Source organism: Paenibacillus sp. LS1 (assembly GCF_026013365.1).
Taxonomy (GTDB): Bacteria; Bacillota; Bacilli; order Paenibacillales; family Paenibacillaceae; genus Paenibacillus.
In genome coordinates, this window is the sequence record NZ_JAPDOE010000013.1 from 95,378 (window position 1) to 109,846 (window position 14,469).

Annotated in this window: 13 protein-coding genes and 1 tRNA gene; 2 read left to right on the top strand and 12 right to left on the bottom strand. The window is 45.7% G+C overall.

Features of this window, described 5'->3' with window-relative positions; genetic code table 11:
• Positions 1 to 19 precede the first annotated feature (19 nt).
• The 3 genes from OM416_RS27680 to OM416_RS27690 form a co-directional block, all read right to left on the bottom strand.
• On the bottom strand, positions 20 to 1,201 hold the full coding sequence (locus OM416_RS27680; RefSeq protein ID WP_036674741.1) for a phosphoglycerate kinase: 1,182 nt from the start codon (positions 1,199 to 1,201) through the stop codon (positions 20 to 22).
• Between the two features lie 149 nt (positions 1,202 to 1,350).
• Positions 1,351 to 2,358 (bottom strand): type I glyceraldehyde-3-phosphate dehydrogenase, encoded by a 1,008-nt coding sequence (gene gap, locus OM416_RS27685; RefSeq protein ID WP_017691243.1) that lies wholly within the window; start codon positions 2,356 to 2,358, stop codon positions 1,351 to 1,353.
• A gap of 108 nt (positions 2,359 to 2,466) precedes the next feature.
• Positions 2,467 to 3,492, bottom strand: coding sequence for a sugar-binding transcriptional regulator (locus OM416_RS27690; RefSeq protein ID WP_264934884.1), 1,026 nt, complete (start codon positions 3,490 to 3,492; stop codon positions 2,467 to 2,469).
• A 427-nt stretch (positions 3,493 to 3,919) separates the two neighbouring features.
• On the opposite strand from OM416_RS27690, the gene OM416_RS27695 reads away from it, so the two are divergent.
• Positions 3,920 to 3,994, top strand: a tRNA-Arg gene (locus tag OM416_RS27695).
• Positions 3,995 to 4,171: 177 nt separating this feature from the next.
• A complete protein-coding gene (clpP, locus tag OM416_RS27700) occupies positions 4,172 to 4,768 on the top strand; it encodes an ATP-dependent Clp endopeptidase proteolytic subunit ClpP (RefSeq protein ID WP_169482112.1) in 597 nt (198 codons plus the stop codon).
• Between the two features lie 166 nt (positions 4,769 to 4,934).
• Here the strand turns inward: clpP and OM416_RS27705 are convergent, their stop codons facing one another.
• The 9 genes from OM416_RS27705 to trxB all read right to left on the bottom strand — a co-directional run bounded on the left by OM416_RS27705 (position 4,935) and on the right by trxB (position 14,306).
• Complete coding sequence (locus OM416_RS27705; RefSeq protein ID WP_264934885.1) at positions 4,935 to 6,032, bottom strand: stalk domain-containing protein; 1,098 nt, start codon at positions 6,030 to 6,032, stop codon at positions 4,935 to 4,937.
• Between the two features lie 383 nt (positions 6,033 to 6,415).
• Complete coding sequence (locus OM416_RS27710) at positions 6,416 to 7,168, bottom strand: SIMPL domain-containing protein (RefSeq protein ID WP_264934886.1); 753 nt, start codon at positions 7,166 to 7,168, stop codon at positions 6,416 to 6,418.
• Positions 7,169 to 7,324: 156 nt separating this feature from the next.
• Positions 7,325 to 7,594 carry an HPr family phosphocarrier protein gene (locus OM416_RS27715; RefSeq protein WP_017691248.1) on the bottom strand — a complete coding sequence of 90 codons (270 nt, stop codon included), beginning with the start codon at positions 7,592 to 7,594 and terminating at the stop codon, positions 7,325 to 7,327.
• A 268-nt stretch (positions 7,595 to 7,862) separates the two neighbouring features.
• A complete protein-coding gene (whiA, locus tag OM416_RS27720; protein WP_036616210.1) occupies positions 7,863 to 8,801 on the bottom strand; it encodes a DNA-binding protein WhiA in 939 nt (312 codons plus the stop codon).
• Between the two features lie 6 nt (positions 8,802 to 8,807).
• On the bottom strand, positions 8,808 to 9,794 hold the full coding sequence (locus tag OM416_RS27725) for a gluconeogenesis factor YvcK family protein (RefSeq protein ID WP_264934892.1): 987 nt from the start codon (positions 9,792 to 9,794) through the stop codon (positions 8,808 to 8,810).
• 13 nt (positions 9,795 to 9,807) lie between these two features.
• On the bottom strand, positions 9,808 to 10,707 hold the full coding sequence (rapZ, locus tag OM416_RS27730; protein WP_017691251.1) for an RNase adapter RapZ: 900 nt from the start codon (positions 10,705 to 10,707) through the stop codon (positions 9,808 to 9,810).
• 51 nt (positions 10,708 to 10,758) lie between these two features.
• A complete protein-coding gene (locus tag OM416_RS27735) occupies positions 10,759 to 11,709 on the bottom strand; it encodes an ROK family glucokinase (RefSeq protein ID WP_062837749.1) in 951 nt (316 codons plus the stop codon).
• Between the two features lie 443 nt (positions 11,710 to 12,152).
• Positions 12,153 to 13,223: an AI-2E family transporter gene (locus tag OM416_RS27740; protein WP_319951938.1), complete on the bottom strand. Its 1,071-nt coding sequence runs from the start codon at positions 13,221 to 13,223 to the stop codon at positions 12,153 to 12,155.
• Positions 13,224 to 13,346: 123 nt separating this feature from the next.
• Positions 13,347 to 14,306 carry a thioredoxin-disulfide reductase gene (trxB, locus tag OM416_RS27745; RefSeq protein WP_169482107.1) on the bottom strand — a complete coding sequence of 320 codons (960 nt, stop codon included), beginning with the start codon at positions 14,304 to 14,306 and terminating at the stop codon, positions 13,347 to 13,349.
• Positions 14,307 to 14,469 lie beyond the last annotated feature (163 nt).

A 14,469-nucleotide genomic window follows, 5' to 3' on the forward strand; every position in this document is an offset into this window, starting at 1 on the left:
TCATGCTATAGACTAAAACTTACTTGTCGTTCAATGCCACTACGCCTGGAAGCACTTTGCCTTCCATGAACTCGAGCGATGCACCGCCACCTGTAGAGATGTGGTTCATTTTGTCAGCCAATTTGAACTTCTCAGCTGCTGCTGCGGAGTCGCCGCCACCAATTACAGTGTAAGCTTCTGTCTCTGCGCAAGCTTCTGCTACTGCACGAGTACCGTGGGAGAATGGCTCGATTTCAAATACGCCCATTGGTCCGTTCCATACAACCAATTTGGAGTTTTTGATTACGTCAGCATAGATCTCACGTGTTTTAGGACCGATGTCGATGCCTTCCCAATCTGCTGGGATGCCGTCGATGTCAACGATTTGTGTGTTAGCCTTCGCACTGAAATCGTCAGACACTACGATATCTACCGGCAGGTAGAAGTTTTTGCCCAGTTTTTTCGCTTTTTCGATGAAACCGAGAGCTACATCAAGTTTGGAATCATCCAGCAAGGATTGTCCAATTTCATGTCCTTGTGCTTTGAAGAACGTGTAAGTCAGACCGCCACCGATGATCACGTTGTCTGCAATGTTCAGCAGGTTGTCGATTACATCGATTTTGTCCTTAACTTTGGATCCGCCGATGATAGCTGTGAAAGGACGCTCAGGGTTGGAGATTGCTTTACCCAACACTTCAAGTTCTTTCTCCATCAACAAACCGGACACTGCTGGAAGCAAGTGAGCGATTCCTTCAGTCGAAGCGTGTGCTCTGTGAGCCGCGCCAAACGCATCGTTAACGAAAACGTCAGCCAGTTCAGCGAATTGTTTTGCGAGTTCTGGATCATTTTTCTCTTCGCCTGCATGGAAACGAACGTTTTCAAGCAACAATACGTCGCCGTTGTTCAGTTCAGCGATTTGAGCTTTAACAGCGTCACCAACAGAATCGTCAGCTTTAACAACTGTTTTACCAAGCAATTCAGACAAACGCTCAGCTGCTGGAGTCAAACGCAAGGATTCAACCACTTCGCCGTTAGGACGACCCATGTGGCTTGCCAAAATGACTTTAGCGCCTTTTTCAATCAAGAAGTTGATTGTAGGAAGCGTTGCACGAATACGTTTGTCATCTGTAATTTTACCATCTTCGAGCGGCACATTGAAATCTACACGGACAAAAGCCCGTTTTCCTGTCAATTCGATATCGCGTACACTTTTTTTGTTCATCTGTATTTCCTCCGCACCCATGTATTTGGTGGACCAATCAAGAGCTGAAATCCCTTGTCAACCCTGGTGTTTTTGAGAAATTTGCAAAATGTAGATATATAAAGAGCGGAAACAATAGCATCTGTTTCCGCTCTATGTTATTGCAGATATTACTTAATCATTTTTGCAAAGTGCTCCAAAGTGCGAACCAATTGTGCAGTGTAGGACATTTCGTTGTCATACCAAGCTACAGTTTTAACCAATTGTTGGTCGCCAACAGTCAGAACTTTAGTTTGAGTTGCATCAAACAGGGAACCGAAAGTGATTCCTTGGATATCGGATGATACGATTTCGTCTTCTGTGTATCCGAAAGTTTCTGGATCGGAAGCTTCTTGCATAGCTGCGTTAACTTCTTCAGCAGTTACTTTTTTGTTCAGAACAGTTACGAGCTCAGTCAGGGAACCAGTAGCTACTGGTACACGTTGAGCTGCACCATCAAGGATGCCTTGCAGTTCTGGGATTACCAGACCGATTGCTTTAGCAGCACCAGTTGTGTTAGGGATGATGTTTTCAGCTGCTGCGCGAGCACGACGGAAGTCACCTTTAGGGTGTGGAGCATCCAACGTGTTTTGGTCGCCAGTGTAAGCGTGAATTGTAGTCATCAAACCTTGAACGATTCCGAATTTGTCTTGCAGCGTTTTTGCCATAGGTGCCAGGCAGTTCGTTGTGCAAGATGCGCCGGAGATTACAGTTTCAGTACCGTCGAGGATTTCATGGTTTACGTTGTAAACGATGGTTTTCATGTCGCCAGTAGCTGGTGCGGAGATAACAACTTTCTTAGCTCCACCTTTCAAGTGTTTCTCAGCTGCTTCTTTAGTTGTGAAGAAACCGGTACATTCCAGAACGATATCTACGCCCAGGTCGCCCCAAGGAAGTTCTTCTGGGTTACGGTTAGCCAATACTTTAACTTCTTTACCGTTCACTTTGAAGAAGCCATCGTGTACTTCAACATCGCCATCGAAGCGACCTTGAGTTGTATCATATTTGAGCAAATGAGCCAGCATTTTAGCGTCAGTCAAGTCGTTGATTGCTACTACCTCGATGCCTGCTACATTTTGAATACGGCGGAATGCCAAGCGTCCAATACGTCCAAAACCGTTAATACCTACTTTAATCATGAGTAAGTTCCTCCCAAGTTTTGATTAATTTTTTTTATGAAACTTATATATTCAAGACAGACGGTGAAGTCCGTCAAGACAACAATGGTTGTGATGAAAAGTAAACTCTTATTCCATTTCGGCTACGATGACTTCGGCAGCTGCCTCATCAATAATCAGAATATCTTCCTGACCAAATCGCAGCACGGAGTGTATGGCAGCAGCTTTGCTTTTGCCACCTGCAATTCCGATCACGACATCGGTTCGTTCAATATCCTGAAGTCGCATTCCCAGTGTAAGCATGGTATGTACCACCTCACCCTGATCATTAAAGTAATAACCGAAAGATTCAGATACGGCCCCTTGCTCCTGGAGTTCATCTACAATCTCCGTTGCAAGTTTGCGTCTCGTTGCCATCTCCACGGCATCACCAATTCCATGAATAACAATCCGTGATTGCCTGATCAGCTGTAGAATCTCCTGAACACTCGGGTCCTGGATTAATGATTCATAGGCATGATCACTAAGCAAATCCGGTACATGCAGGAGTTTGTATTGCGCTCCTACCCGTTTTGCCATTGTGGATGCGATCGTATTCGCCTGAATTTCGAGACTTTCTCCAAGTCCACCGCGTGCCGGTACGAACCAGACACCTTTGAGCGATGTTGGTGGATTAAGTTGCTCTGCGACTTCGGCCGTTGTTGATCCGCCAGTAACGGCGACAACGTCGTTGTCACTCATGATATTGCCGAGAGCCTTCGCTCCGGCTCTGCCCAGTTCCCTTTTGGCAAATGGAGAAATGTCCGAATCGCCAGGAACTACAACTACCTTTTGCAGACCGTAGGCTTGCTTGATGCGCTCTTCCAGCTCGGATAATCCAAACAACTCTTTGGCTACGGGCTCTAACTGCTGCAGCAAATCATACCCTGCCTCGCTGATCTTCATTCCTGCACTGTCAATTTCAATAAGTCCCTGAGCCTTTAACAGATCGGTCTCAGCCCTCAGAACCCGCTCGGTCATCTGCATGGAATTAGCTAACGTTCTCCGTCCGATCACATCCGATAACATGATCTGTTGCAGAATCGTATACCTCTTTTTCAAGATATCCATGAGATCAGGCAGAAGCTGCTTTTGTACTTCTAAAATCGTTCGCATGCTTTCCACTCCCGCAAGTTCTCGTTCCAAGCTCTCTTTCGTGGCCCTAAAACGTCCCGGGTTAACTTTTTAAGTCCCACGTCTATTCTACCTAAAACTGACGTGACATGCAAGTGTTTCAACGTGTTATTTCGACACGCTTCCAGCGTTTGTACGCGCCTATTTTCACAATCCTAGACTTCCATGATTAAGGACTACCTCACGCATACCATATATAGAAGAAACATATTATTTTCATCTACATATCGCTCAGGATCACATTTCATACAGCATGCCCAAAACCTCTAATAGCATTTACTTAAATGCACTCTTTATCCACTCTTCTTCATCATGATCATTTTTAGCTCAATCCAAACTAACGTAGATAACGAACTGCTTGCAATTAAATATTCCATGAGCTATAATCATTATTGCTGTCACATAATGTGCGCCCGTGGTCCAATGGATATGACGTAGGCCTCCGAAGCCTGAGATCCAAGTTCGATTCTTGGCGGGCGCGCCATTTTTATTTAACAGCTCATAACCCTTTTAACCAATGAAACCGGAAAGGTTTCTTTTTTTTGCAAGTTAGTTTGACTTTCTTTGACTTTTTGTTTGGAATTGTTTATTATGTGGGTAATACGGTAACAGTTTAAGTATAAACACCAATAACATTTACATTTCCGAGGAGGTTTTTCACGTGAGTTTTATTCCTATGGTCGTTGAACAGAGCAACCGGGGTGAGCGCGCCTATGACATCTATTCCAGATTGCTGAAGGATCGTATTATTTTCCTTGGTAGCGATGTTAATGACGTTGTGGCGAATGCCATCATGGCACAGATGTTGTTCCTAGCTGCGGAAGATCCGGAGAAAGACATTCACTTATACATCAACAGCCCAGGCGGATCCATTACAGCTGGTATGGCCATTTACGATACAATGCAATTCATCAAACCGGATGTATCTACCATCTGTGTAGGTATGGCGGCTTCCATGGGTGCATTCTTGCTGAATGCCGGTGCGAAAGGGAAACGTTTTGCATTGCCTAACAGTGAAATCATGATTCACCAACCACTTGGTGGTGCTCAAGGTCAAGCTACCGACATCGAAATTCGTGCTCGCCGCATCCTGAAAATGCGTGATACCTTGAACCGCATCATCTCTGAGCGTTCAGGTCAACCGTTGGAGAAGATCGAGAAAGACACGGATCGTGACTACTTCATGAGTGCTGCTGAAGCTGCCGATTACGGTATTATTGATAAAGTTATCGAAAACGTAGGTTCCCAAGGCATCTAAGTGTGATGTAGACCCCAGTCTACGCGTTAACATAATCAACACTAACGTAATCAGCAACATATCATTGTGTTGTCTATACGAGAAGAAGCCCACATCATGATCACATGATGTGGGCTTCTTCTCATTTTATAAGAAAGATAACTTAAGAGTGCTCGATGATGATTCGTTACTTCGTTCCTGTTACATCGCTAAATGGTTCTGTGCCTTTAGGGAGAAGCTCTTTATACGTAAATGGCATTTCAGGGAATCCCTCTGCGTACGCCGTATACTCATACAGCTGGAAGAACACGACCACACCCGTTGGCGTCACATAGAAATCCTGATCTTTATTTAACCCTTTGTAACCTTCGAGGTATCCACCGCGAGCTTTCAGCTGTTCGCCGACTTTTTTACCCAACGTCTCGCGCATCGTTTTGTTATTTTGCAGCACATCATCTAACGTAAGCTCCTTGCCTGTGTCCAATGCAAAGGTGTGGCCCGTGCGGAATGTCATACCGTGAGCGCCAGCATAATCCTCGTATCGTTGTGTAATGAGTCCCAGTACGCCGCTTTCATTGTAGGTCACCACATAAGAGCTCTCAAATGCATATGGACGGTTGGCGGTTGCACCACCGAACTCAGATGTCTGCTTCTTGAAGTCAGCTACATATGCATCCACTTCATCTTTCAGCACTTTGTTGATCGCTGCTTCAGCTTCTTTGCTGGCAAGTCCACTCACCTGCGGATACTGAACATCCACTTCAGCATTTTTCACAGTAACATTGATTGTCGCCGCTTTAACTTTCACACTATTTTGTTTCACCTTACTGAGCGTCAACGTTTTGGTTTTGCCATCCCAGTTCCCCTGTACACCCAGATAATCTCTCATCGCTGAGAATGGGATGTATAGTCTGCCGTTGATCAGCTTCGCGTCTACTTGAGGATAGTAATTGTTAATTCGAACACTCGGCTCGCCGTCCAAAAGGCTGATGGTCATCGTGTTATTGGCTGCTGTCAGAGCATACTCTTTGGTTTTCGCATCATATTTCAAGGTTCCACCCGCTACATCTTTAACTGCTGTAAGAGATACCCAGGTTGAGCCTCCTTGTAGAAGTCCTTTTTGAGTCAGTGATTTCCCACCTGATTTCAGGGTCACCTCAGTAGGGGTTGTTACTTTGGAGGATACAGAAGCCGCTTGTACCGAACTATCCTGCCACACAGCACCGCTCCCCACAATAATTCCTGCTGCCAGCAACGCACTTGTCCATTTTTTCCATGATGTCATATATAAAACTCCTCTCTGAATTTACAATTAGGGATCATTGCGTATGTAATCCTGAACTGATCGCATATCTCATACGCTCACCTCTCTATTATAATTAACCCGATTTCGGAAAGGTTTACAGCCGGAGTTACAATGTTGATGAATATCAGAGGGAAAATATAACGGGATATGACCTTTTTGTCACGAACAACTATACAAAAAAGATACCTAAAAACGACATTTCATGTAGCTTTAAAAGGGTACCCTCCCTTCTGACTTCATCAAAGTTTGATTTTGCAACAAAAAAGACCCTGTCCTCAGGACAAAGTCTTTGTCATTATTTCGTTGTACCCCTTCAAATGACACTTGAAAGATTTCTTGAGCTTCAATCTTAGTTCAATTGTTTATTTCATTTCATACGTGATATTCAAGATTGTGCTTACTTTAACCTGGCCTGTTTCAATCTCAGTGCCACCTGCTGTATCTGCTGCTTTGGACATCAAAGCCTCACTTGCATAGAATACAGGCACATTGGCATCGCCTTGGCTCACGGAAAGAACAGCACCCAGTTGACGTTTAACTGCTTTTGCAATAGCTCCAGCTTTCACATCTGCATTGGCAACAGCTTTCTCAATCACTTGGGACTCATAACTTTCCGGATTTTCTACAGTAAAGCGCACGTTTTCAATATTATTGGCACCCGCGCCCGAAGCAGCATCGAGCAACTCGCCGATTTTGTCCATCTCACGATATGTGACCGTCAGCGTATGATGCGCTGTGTATCCTTTAATTTGTTGTCCGTCTTTTTCGCTATACGTGTAGTTGGGTTGTACAGAGAACTGACTCGTTTGAATATCGTCTGCACTGATCTTCCACGTATTCTTCAGCAAGTTGGATACCTTTTGAACTTTGGCAGCATTCGCCTTTTGGGCAGATGCAGCTGTCTCTGCAGTGCTGTTCACACCAATGGACAGGTAAGCAATATCCGGTTTCACCTGAATCTCACCTTTACCCACGACATTAATCACATTCTGTTGTACGCCCTGAACCTCTGCAGCGTAAGCATAGTTACCTGGTGCAACCCATGCTGTTCCTCCAACAAGCAACGTACTTGCCACCAGCACCGCACCAAACGGTTTCATCCATTGTTTACCCATCACGATAGCCCCCTTATGTGTTAACATCTCAAACTTTAAAGCATTTGATACCTTAACAGACGGGACAAATTCCATAATGTTGCACTTGACGATGGCGAAAACAATAAAAACGCAAAAAAGCCCCTTTCGGGACTTCTTCATTGAATGAATCATATCTTATTGGTTTTCGAGCTCTTCCTTGCTTACCAGACTAACTAAAGCGTTTACAGCCTGTTCGGCATCCGCGCCTTCTGCACTAATCTGGATTTCCGTACCTGTGCTGATCGCAAGGCTCATGATCCCCATGATACTTTTTGCATTAACTTTTTTGTCGTCCTTCTCGACGAACACTTCAGATGAGTACTTATTCGCTTCTTGAACGAACAGTGCCGCAGGTCTGGCATGGAGACCCGTTTTCAAACGGACAACTACCGGGTGCTTTGTCATGGAAACTTACCCCCTATTATGAAATCTGGACATTAAATACACAATTATATTTATACAACATTATAACATTAACCTGTGCAGGACACTAGAAGAAAAAACTCAGGGTGCTTTGGAAGGCATTATCATGCCCCTTTTCATCGCCACTGCACATGCATTGCACATGGCACCAAGCTGCCTGAGTGACTCTTCTGGCTCCTTAACATCAGGCTTGCCTGCTACGTTTTGTTCAACAGAAACAGCCGACCTTGTTACTTTACCCTACTCCGTCTTAACCATAACGTTCTGTGCGCACTTTCTCAGCCAGCTCATCAATTTTGCGAAGCCGATGGTTCACTCCCGACTTGCTGACTGTACCTTTAAGAAGTTCGCCCACTTCCTTCAAGTTGATATCCGGATGAGCGAGTCGAACCTCTGCCACTTCGCGAAGCTTCTCAGGCAGTGATTCCAGACCAACTTCCTTTTGCAACAACCGGATATTATCGATTTGTCTTACCGCCGCTCCGATGGTCTTATTCAGGTTGGCGGTCTCACAATTGACAATCCGGTTAACGGAATTACGCATATCTCGCATAATACGTACGTCTTCAAACTTGAACAAGGCCTGATGAGCACCAATGATGCTAAGCAGCTCAATGATTTTCTCGCCTTCCTTGATATATAGGATGAATCCTTTTTTCCGTTCTATACACCGGGCATTCAAATGAAATTCATTCGCCAGATCGACCAGTGCCTGGCAGTGCTCCTCATACATGGACGCAATCTCCAGATGGTAGGAAGAACCTTCCGGATTATTAACCGATCCACCTGCGAGAAATGCACCGCGAAGATAGGCCCGTTTACAACAGTTTTGCTGAAACAACTCCGTACTAATCCCTGGGGTAAACAGAAAGCCCTCAGATACAATATGAAGACTATTGAGAATCTCCTGTACCATGGTTGGAATACGAACAATATATACATTGTTCTTTTTCAGCCGCATTTTTTTGCGGACCAGTAATTCCGTATGCACTTGAAAATGCTTTTTAAGCAGAGAGTATGCCCGTCTTGCAATCGCGGCATTCTCCGTCGAAATATCTAAGATCACTTTTTTATTCGATAACTGCACTGCACCAAGCATACGGATGAGGGCTGAAAGTTCCGCCTTTTCGCAGCACGGTTCGCTCTCGATCATGGTTAATTCTTTTTTGGTCTGTGCTGCAAACGACATGGGACTTCACCTCTTCCGTAACATCCAATTTTGTACCAGTTGGTAGATGTGATGACTTAACTTTTCGGCATCATGACGCAGATAGGTTTTGAACAGAACAAGAGTATCTGCAACCACCTGATAGCCGGCACTTTCGAGTACATTCATATCCAGTACAACCGGTTTTGCTCCTTTTTCCGCATACTTATTCTGTACTTGCAGCGGAATATCACCATTATTTACGATAACATAGTCAAAGAGCTGATGACCTATATGTTCGTGTACCGCCTTAAGGTGGTCACTTACCGTATAGTTATCTGTTTCTCCCGGCTGTGTCATCACATTACAGATAAACATCTTCACCGCGTCAGCCTCTACCACAGCCTCTGCGAGCTTCGGCACGAGCAGATTGGGGAGGATGCTTGTATAGAGGCTGCCTGGTCCGATTAGAATGGCGTCAGCTTGTCGAATAGCCTCTACCGCTTCTGGCAACGGCTCCACGTGATCCGGTTCAAGGAAAACGCGTTTGATGCGTCCACCTGCCTCCGGGATCTTGGACTCACCTGTAATAATTGTCCCATCTTCCATCTCGGCATGCAACACCACAGCCTGGCCTGCTGCTGGTAATACCTCACCTCGAACGGCAAACACGCGGCTAAGTTCCCGCACCGCGGTCACGAAGTCGCCCGAAATATCCGTCATTGCAGCCAAAATCAAATTCCCCAAGCTGTGGCCTGCAAGCCCCGCGCCTGTATTGAAACGGTACTTCAACATATCTGAAAGCAATGGTTCTACATCAGCCAGTGCCGTAAGCACGTTGCGAATGTCGCCCGGAGGCGGCATTTGTAGCTCATTGCGCAGGATGCCTGAACTTCCACCATCATCTGCAACTGTGACGATGGCCGTGATATCCAGCGGTTTTTCTTTTAAACCGCGCAACATCACGGATAATCCGGTTCCGCCGCCCATTACAACTATTCTCGGACGTTCTCTTCGTGGTCCGGCCTCTTTCATCCCTTCACCCTCTTTAATGACGGTCCCGGTCAGCGTCGCGATGGCTCACGGTGACAGCTTCAGTCTCGCTGCTTCCCAACATCTTGCCCAAATATTCCGATATTGCTACCGAACGATGCTTGCCTCCGGTACAGCCGATTCCAATAATAACCTGGCTTTTGCCTTCCTTCCGGTATTGCGGAATCAGGAAATGCAGCATATCCAGCAACTTCGTCAGAAATGCCTGTGTCTCTGGCCATTTCATAACATATTCATACACATCACTATTCTGTCCCGTATTCGGACGCAAATGATCAATATAATGCGGATTCGGTAAAAAACGTACATCAAATACCAGATCGGCATCAATTGGAATGCCATACTTGAATCCGAACGACGTAATATTCACAGAAAGCATTTGGCTTTCCAGATGAGAAAAGCGGGATATGATACGTTCTTTCAGTTGAGCTGGCTTCATTGTACTTGTATTCAGTACCTGTGTAGCGGAGTTTTTGAGCTCCTCCAACATCTTGCGCTCCAGCCGGATGCCGTCCAGCGGCATGCCTTCAGGAGCTAGCGGATGTCTGCGCCTGCTTTCTTTGTAACGCTGAACAAGTACAGAATCTGTAGCATCCAGGAATAAAATTTCGCAATGAATGGTAAAATGATCTTTAATATAGTTCAAAGACTCGGACAGAGCCGTAAAGAATTCACGCCCGCGCAGATCGATAACCAATGCAACCTTACCGATCTTGCCGTTTGACTGTTCAATCAGTTCCGCAAATTTTGGAATCAATACCGGTGGCAGATTATCCACACAGAAGAAACCCAGATCCTCCAGGCTTTGTACTGCAATGGTTTTACCTGCCCCGGACATGCCCGTAATGATAATGAGCGTGGCGCCTGTGCCTGGTGAGCCTTCACCTTCAAGCATAAATGTCCCCTCCTTATCATATTGCTGTCTTCATATATTGTTACGAGGTTACTAGGAACGCAAGAGAAGACCTGCTGCACCCACAATACCTGCATTATTACCAAGTGTAGCTTCCAGAATCTGAACCCCTTCTTGCAACGGTTCCGGTGTCAACTTAGCAAATACGGTACGTATTTCATCGAACAAGAAATTGCCCGCTTTGGATACGCCACCACCAATGATGAACATCTCCGGGTTAATGACAGCTGCTACAGTAGCCATGGACTTGCCCAAGTAGAAAGCAGCACGGTTTACAATACGCTGTGCCACTTCATCGCCTGCCTTCGCAGCATCGAATACTTCTTTGGCTGCAATCTTGTCAACGAGTGCCAGTGACGTATGATCACCGCGTTCTACGGCATCCTTCGCCATACGGATAATACCCGTTGCAGACGATACCGTCTCAACACATCCCATTTTACCACAGCCGCACTTGATGGCCTCCAGATCAGGAACAACACTGATATGACCCAGCTCTCCCGCCATACCGGAGAATCCCTGATAGATGTTACCATTCAGGATCAAGCCTCCGCCAACGCCCGTACCGAGTGTATAACATACGCAATTGTCTACGCCTTTGCCCGCACCTGCCCATACTTCACCCAGTGCAGCCACATTGGCATCGTTATCTATTTTGATTGGCTTGCCCAGACGTTCTTCCAGAATCGAACGAATGGCTACATTCCGAAATCCGATGTTAGGGGCATGAACGATAATTCCCTCACGTACATTCGTGAAACCGGCCACACCAGCACCTACACCCTCAAGCTGTTCCCAACTGTAAGGTGATTCGGCTACGATATGTCGGACATACTTCTCGATGTTGGCGATGACGGTGTCTACGCCCTTATCCACTTCAGTCGGTCCTTCATACGTATGCATTAGCTGACCTTGTTCATCGCATATACCGACCTTGATTGCTGTTCCGCCGAGATCGACCCCAACGTAGATTTTCTCAGACATGCTGCAAGCCACCTTTATCTATCTAAAATAGTTTAAGTCCTACGTACCAACTATAATTGAAGGATACGCCTGGGTCAAGACGATAAGACCTCAAGTCCTTCCTGCTCTGATAGGGTTGTGAACCACATCACACACCATTTTTGAATACGTATACATCCTCATTACCTTCATTTATAAACGCACGCTTCATTCCTTCCTCTATAACATAGGAAGCCTCCACTCATGATATTGCATCACCACTCGTTCCATTCATAAAAGATGATCTTCGCCACATCAGCGTGGTGACCCATCTCACTCAACCCACCACCTGTCATTCTGTTGCAGAGAGCTATCGAATAACAGGATTGCCAACACAAAAGCGCCTTCCGCAGATGGAAGGCGCCTTACTTTTTCGAAGTATCAGAAGTTGTTCAGTTTGATTGAACTTGGTCGATCTTCTTACATTATAACTTCGTTTCCACACGTATCGGCTCTTCTGTCTTCTCCATCTTGTTAACATCCAGAATATCGAGCAGGAAGACGAAGATTGGAATACCAATGATCAGTCCCCAGATCCCCAGGAAGTGTTGCGACAGAATCAGTACGATAAAGGTGTAGAACATCGGCAATTTCGTCTTGTGTGCCATCAGCTTCGGATTCAGGAAGTAGGTCTCCAGCGCATGAATGACAATAATCATGATAATCACAATAATGCTTAATTTTAGTCCACCCATCTGATACCCAATCAGACAAAGCGGTACAAGTGAGATGATAACCCCCGCAACGGGAACCAGACTGAGCATGAACACCAGAATGGTCAGAGCGAACAGATACGGGAAACCCAGAATCCATAAGCCCAGCATCGTCAGTACCGTATTGAATACGGCAATCAGCAATTGAGCCTCAATAACTTTGCCGAAAGAAGAAACGAACTTGTCGCCCAGGTAAGCTACTTCAGTATAAAACCAGCCGATTTTGCTTGTTTTAAACTTGGAAGTGAATTTGGATATCTCCTGCTTCTGCAACAAGAAGAACAGACTCAGAATGATAACGAGCAGAATAAACTCCAACCATTTGCTCAAAGCGAAAATATATTTTAATGCATCATTGGTGTAATTTTTGATATCGAAGGATTGGAGGTAACCCGCAATCTTGGAAGCAAAATTATCACCGTCCGCACTATCCAGAAACTTCATAATCTCGTTCGTCAACTGAACGACCTGATCCACGATCCGCGGTGAATATCTGGAGATACCCAGCACAATCACTGCGATAACGATCATATAGAGCAGAATGACCACGACTTTATAATTGATCTTAAATAACCGATTCAAACCACCTGTAATAAAGTGCTGCAGCCTGTTCATGACATACGTCACGAGGAACAGCAACAGAATCATGTGCAGCATACTCCCCATACTGAACAAAATTAAACAGAACAAGAGCAGAATCAAAAACCGTCTCACTGTTGCATTTTGTAACCAATCTTTTATCATTTCCCCCAAAATCTTCACCTCACAGCTAATATGCCCCATATGTATACGAACTCATGCCCACTGTAGTTTCAAAAAAAGAGAAGCCTTCCGGCTTCTCTCATTTCATGAGACTTCCCGTTGTCTCTTATTCCTAGCATATGCCTAACCTCACGCATGTAATGCTTACTTATCCAGCGTTTCGCTCCAGTCATGCACAATGCTTCCTTCAAGGAACTTCTCGCAATCCATCGCGGCCATACAACCTGATCCGGCTGCCGTAATGGCTTGTCGATACTTCGTATCCTGAACATCACCACAGGCGAATACACCCGGAATATTGGTCTCCGTCGTTCCCGGTTTAACCACAACATAGCCATGTTCGTCCAGTGCGATCGCATTACCCAGGAACCCGGTATTCGGCGTGTGACCAATGGCAACAAATACGCCATCCGCCTCAAGCAACTCTTCCTGCCCCGTCTCGTTGTTGCGCACCTTCAGCCCTTTGACTCCCAGCGCTTCAGGTACGACCTCAAGAGGAGTACGGTTCAGTGCCCACTTCACCTTCTCATTGCTGCGAGCCCGATCTTGCATAATTTTCGATGCACGCAACTCATCCCGGCGGTGAACCAATGTGACATCCGTTGCAAAACGAGTCAAGAAACTCGCTTCCTCCATCGCGGAGTCACCACCACCCACGACCACGATTTTTTTACCACGGAAGAAGAAGCCGTCACATGTCGCACATGTACTTACACCACGTCCCACATTTTCCTGCTCTCCCGGAATGCCAAGATAACGAGCGGAAGCACCTGTGGAGATAATGATCGATTCAGCTTCCAGTTCACCCATTCCTCCAACTTTGACCTTGAAGGGAGGTTTGCTGAAATCAACCTCTTCCACCCAACCGTTTTTGAATTCCGCTCCAAATCGTTCTGCTTGCTTACGCATGTTATCCATCAGTTCCGGACCCATAATACCTTGCGGGAAACCGGGGAAATTCTCAACTTCCGTTGTCGTCGTCAATTGACCACCCGGCTGAAGACCTTCGATAACCAGTGGGTTCAGATTAGCACGAGCTAGATATATCGCTGCTGTCAGACCCGCAGGTCCCGTTCCGATCACAATCGTTCTGTATTTAGACATATAGATACAGCCTCCTTAATAAGGTGAGAGTGTGTTGTACTAGCGATGAACTTGCCAAGATGATATCCTACAGGCGTTTACGAGGCCCATTCGTTAAGTTTACCCGTTTTCCCGGTTGTTGTATCCTTCACCTTATGATGTCTTTCTGAAAACGAGTTGAAGC

What these genes read in the sequence shown, in the direction of transcription:
- OM416_RS27740 (WP_319951938.1), bottom strand. Translation starts at nt 13,223, where the DNA reads ATGGGGCATATTAGCTGTGAGGTGAAGATTTTGGGGGAAATGATAAAA.
- OM416_RS27690 (WP_264934884.1), bottom strand. Translation starts at nt 3,492, where the DNA reads ATGCGAACGATTTTAGAAGTACAAAAGCAGCTTCTGCCTGATCTCATG.
- OM416_RS27715 (WP_017691248.1), bottom strand. Translation starts at nt 7,594, where the DNA reads ATGACAAAGCACCCGGTAGTTGTCCGTTTGAAAACGGGTCTCCATGCC.
- whiA (WP_036616210.1), bottom strand. Translation starts at nt 8,801, where the DNA reads ATGTCGTTTGCAGCACAGACCAAAAAAGAATTAACCATGATCGAGAGC.
- OM416_RS27725 (WP_264934892.1), bottom strand. Translation starts at nt 9,794, where the DNA reads ATGAAAGAGGCCGGACCACGAAGAGAACGTCCGAGAATAGTTGTAATG.
- trxB (WP_169482107.1), bottom strand. Translation starts at nt 14,306, where the DNA reads ATGTCTAAATACAGAACGATTGTGATCGGAACGGGACCTGCGGGTCTG.
- gap (WP_017691243.1), bottom strand. Translation starts at nt 2,358, where the DNA reads ATGATTAAAGTAGGTATTAACGGTTTTGGACGTATTGGACGCTTGGCA.
- OM416_RS27680 (WP_036674741.1), bottom strand. Translation starts at nt 1,201, where the DNA reads ATGAACAAAAAAAGTGTACGCGATATCGAATTGACAGGAAAACGGGCT.
- OM416_RS27705 (WP_264934885.1), bottom strand. Translation starts at nt 6,032, where the DNA reads ATGACATCATGGAAAAAATGGACAAGTGCGTTGCTGGCAGCAGGAATT.
- OM416_RS27710 (WP_264934886.1), bottom strand. Translation starts at nt 7,168, where the DNA reads ATGGGTAAACAATGGATGAAACCGTTTGGTGCGGTGCTGGTGGCAAGT.
- OM416_RS27735 (WP_062837749.1), bottom strand. Translation starts at nt 11,709, where the DNA reads ATGTCTGAGAAAATCTACGTTGGGGTCGATCTCGGCGGAACAGCAATC.
- rapZ (WP_017691251.1), bottom strand. Translation starts at nt 10,707, where the DNA reads ATGCTTGAAGGTGAAGGCTCACCAGGCACAGGCGCCACGCTCATTATC.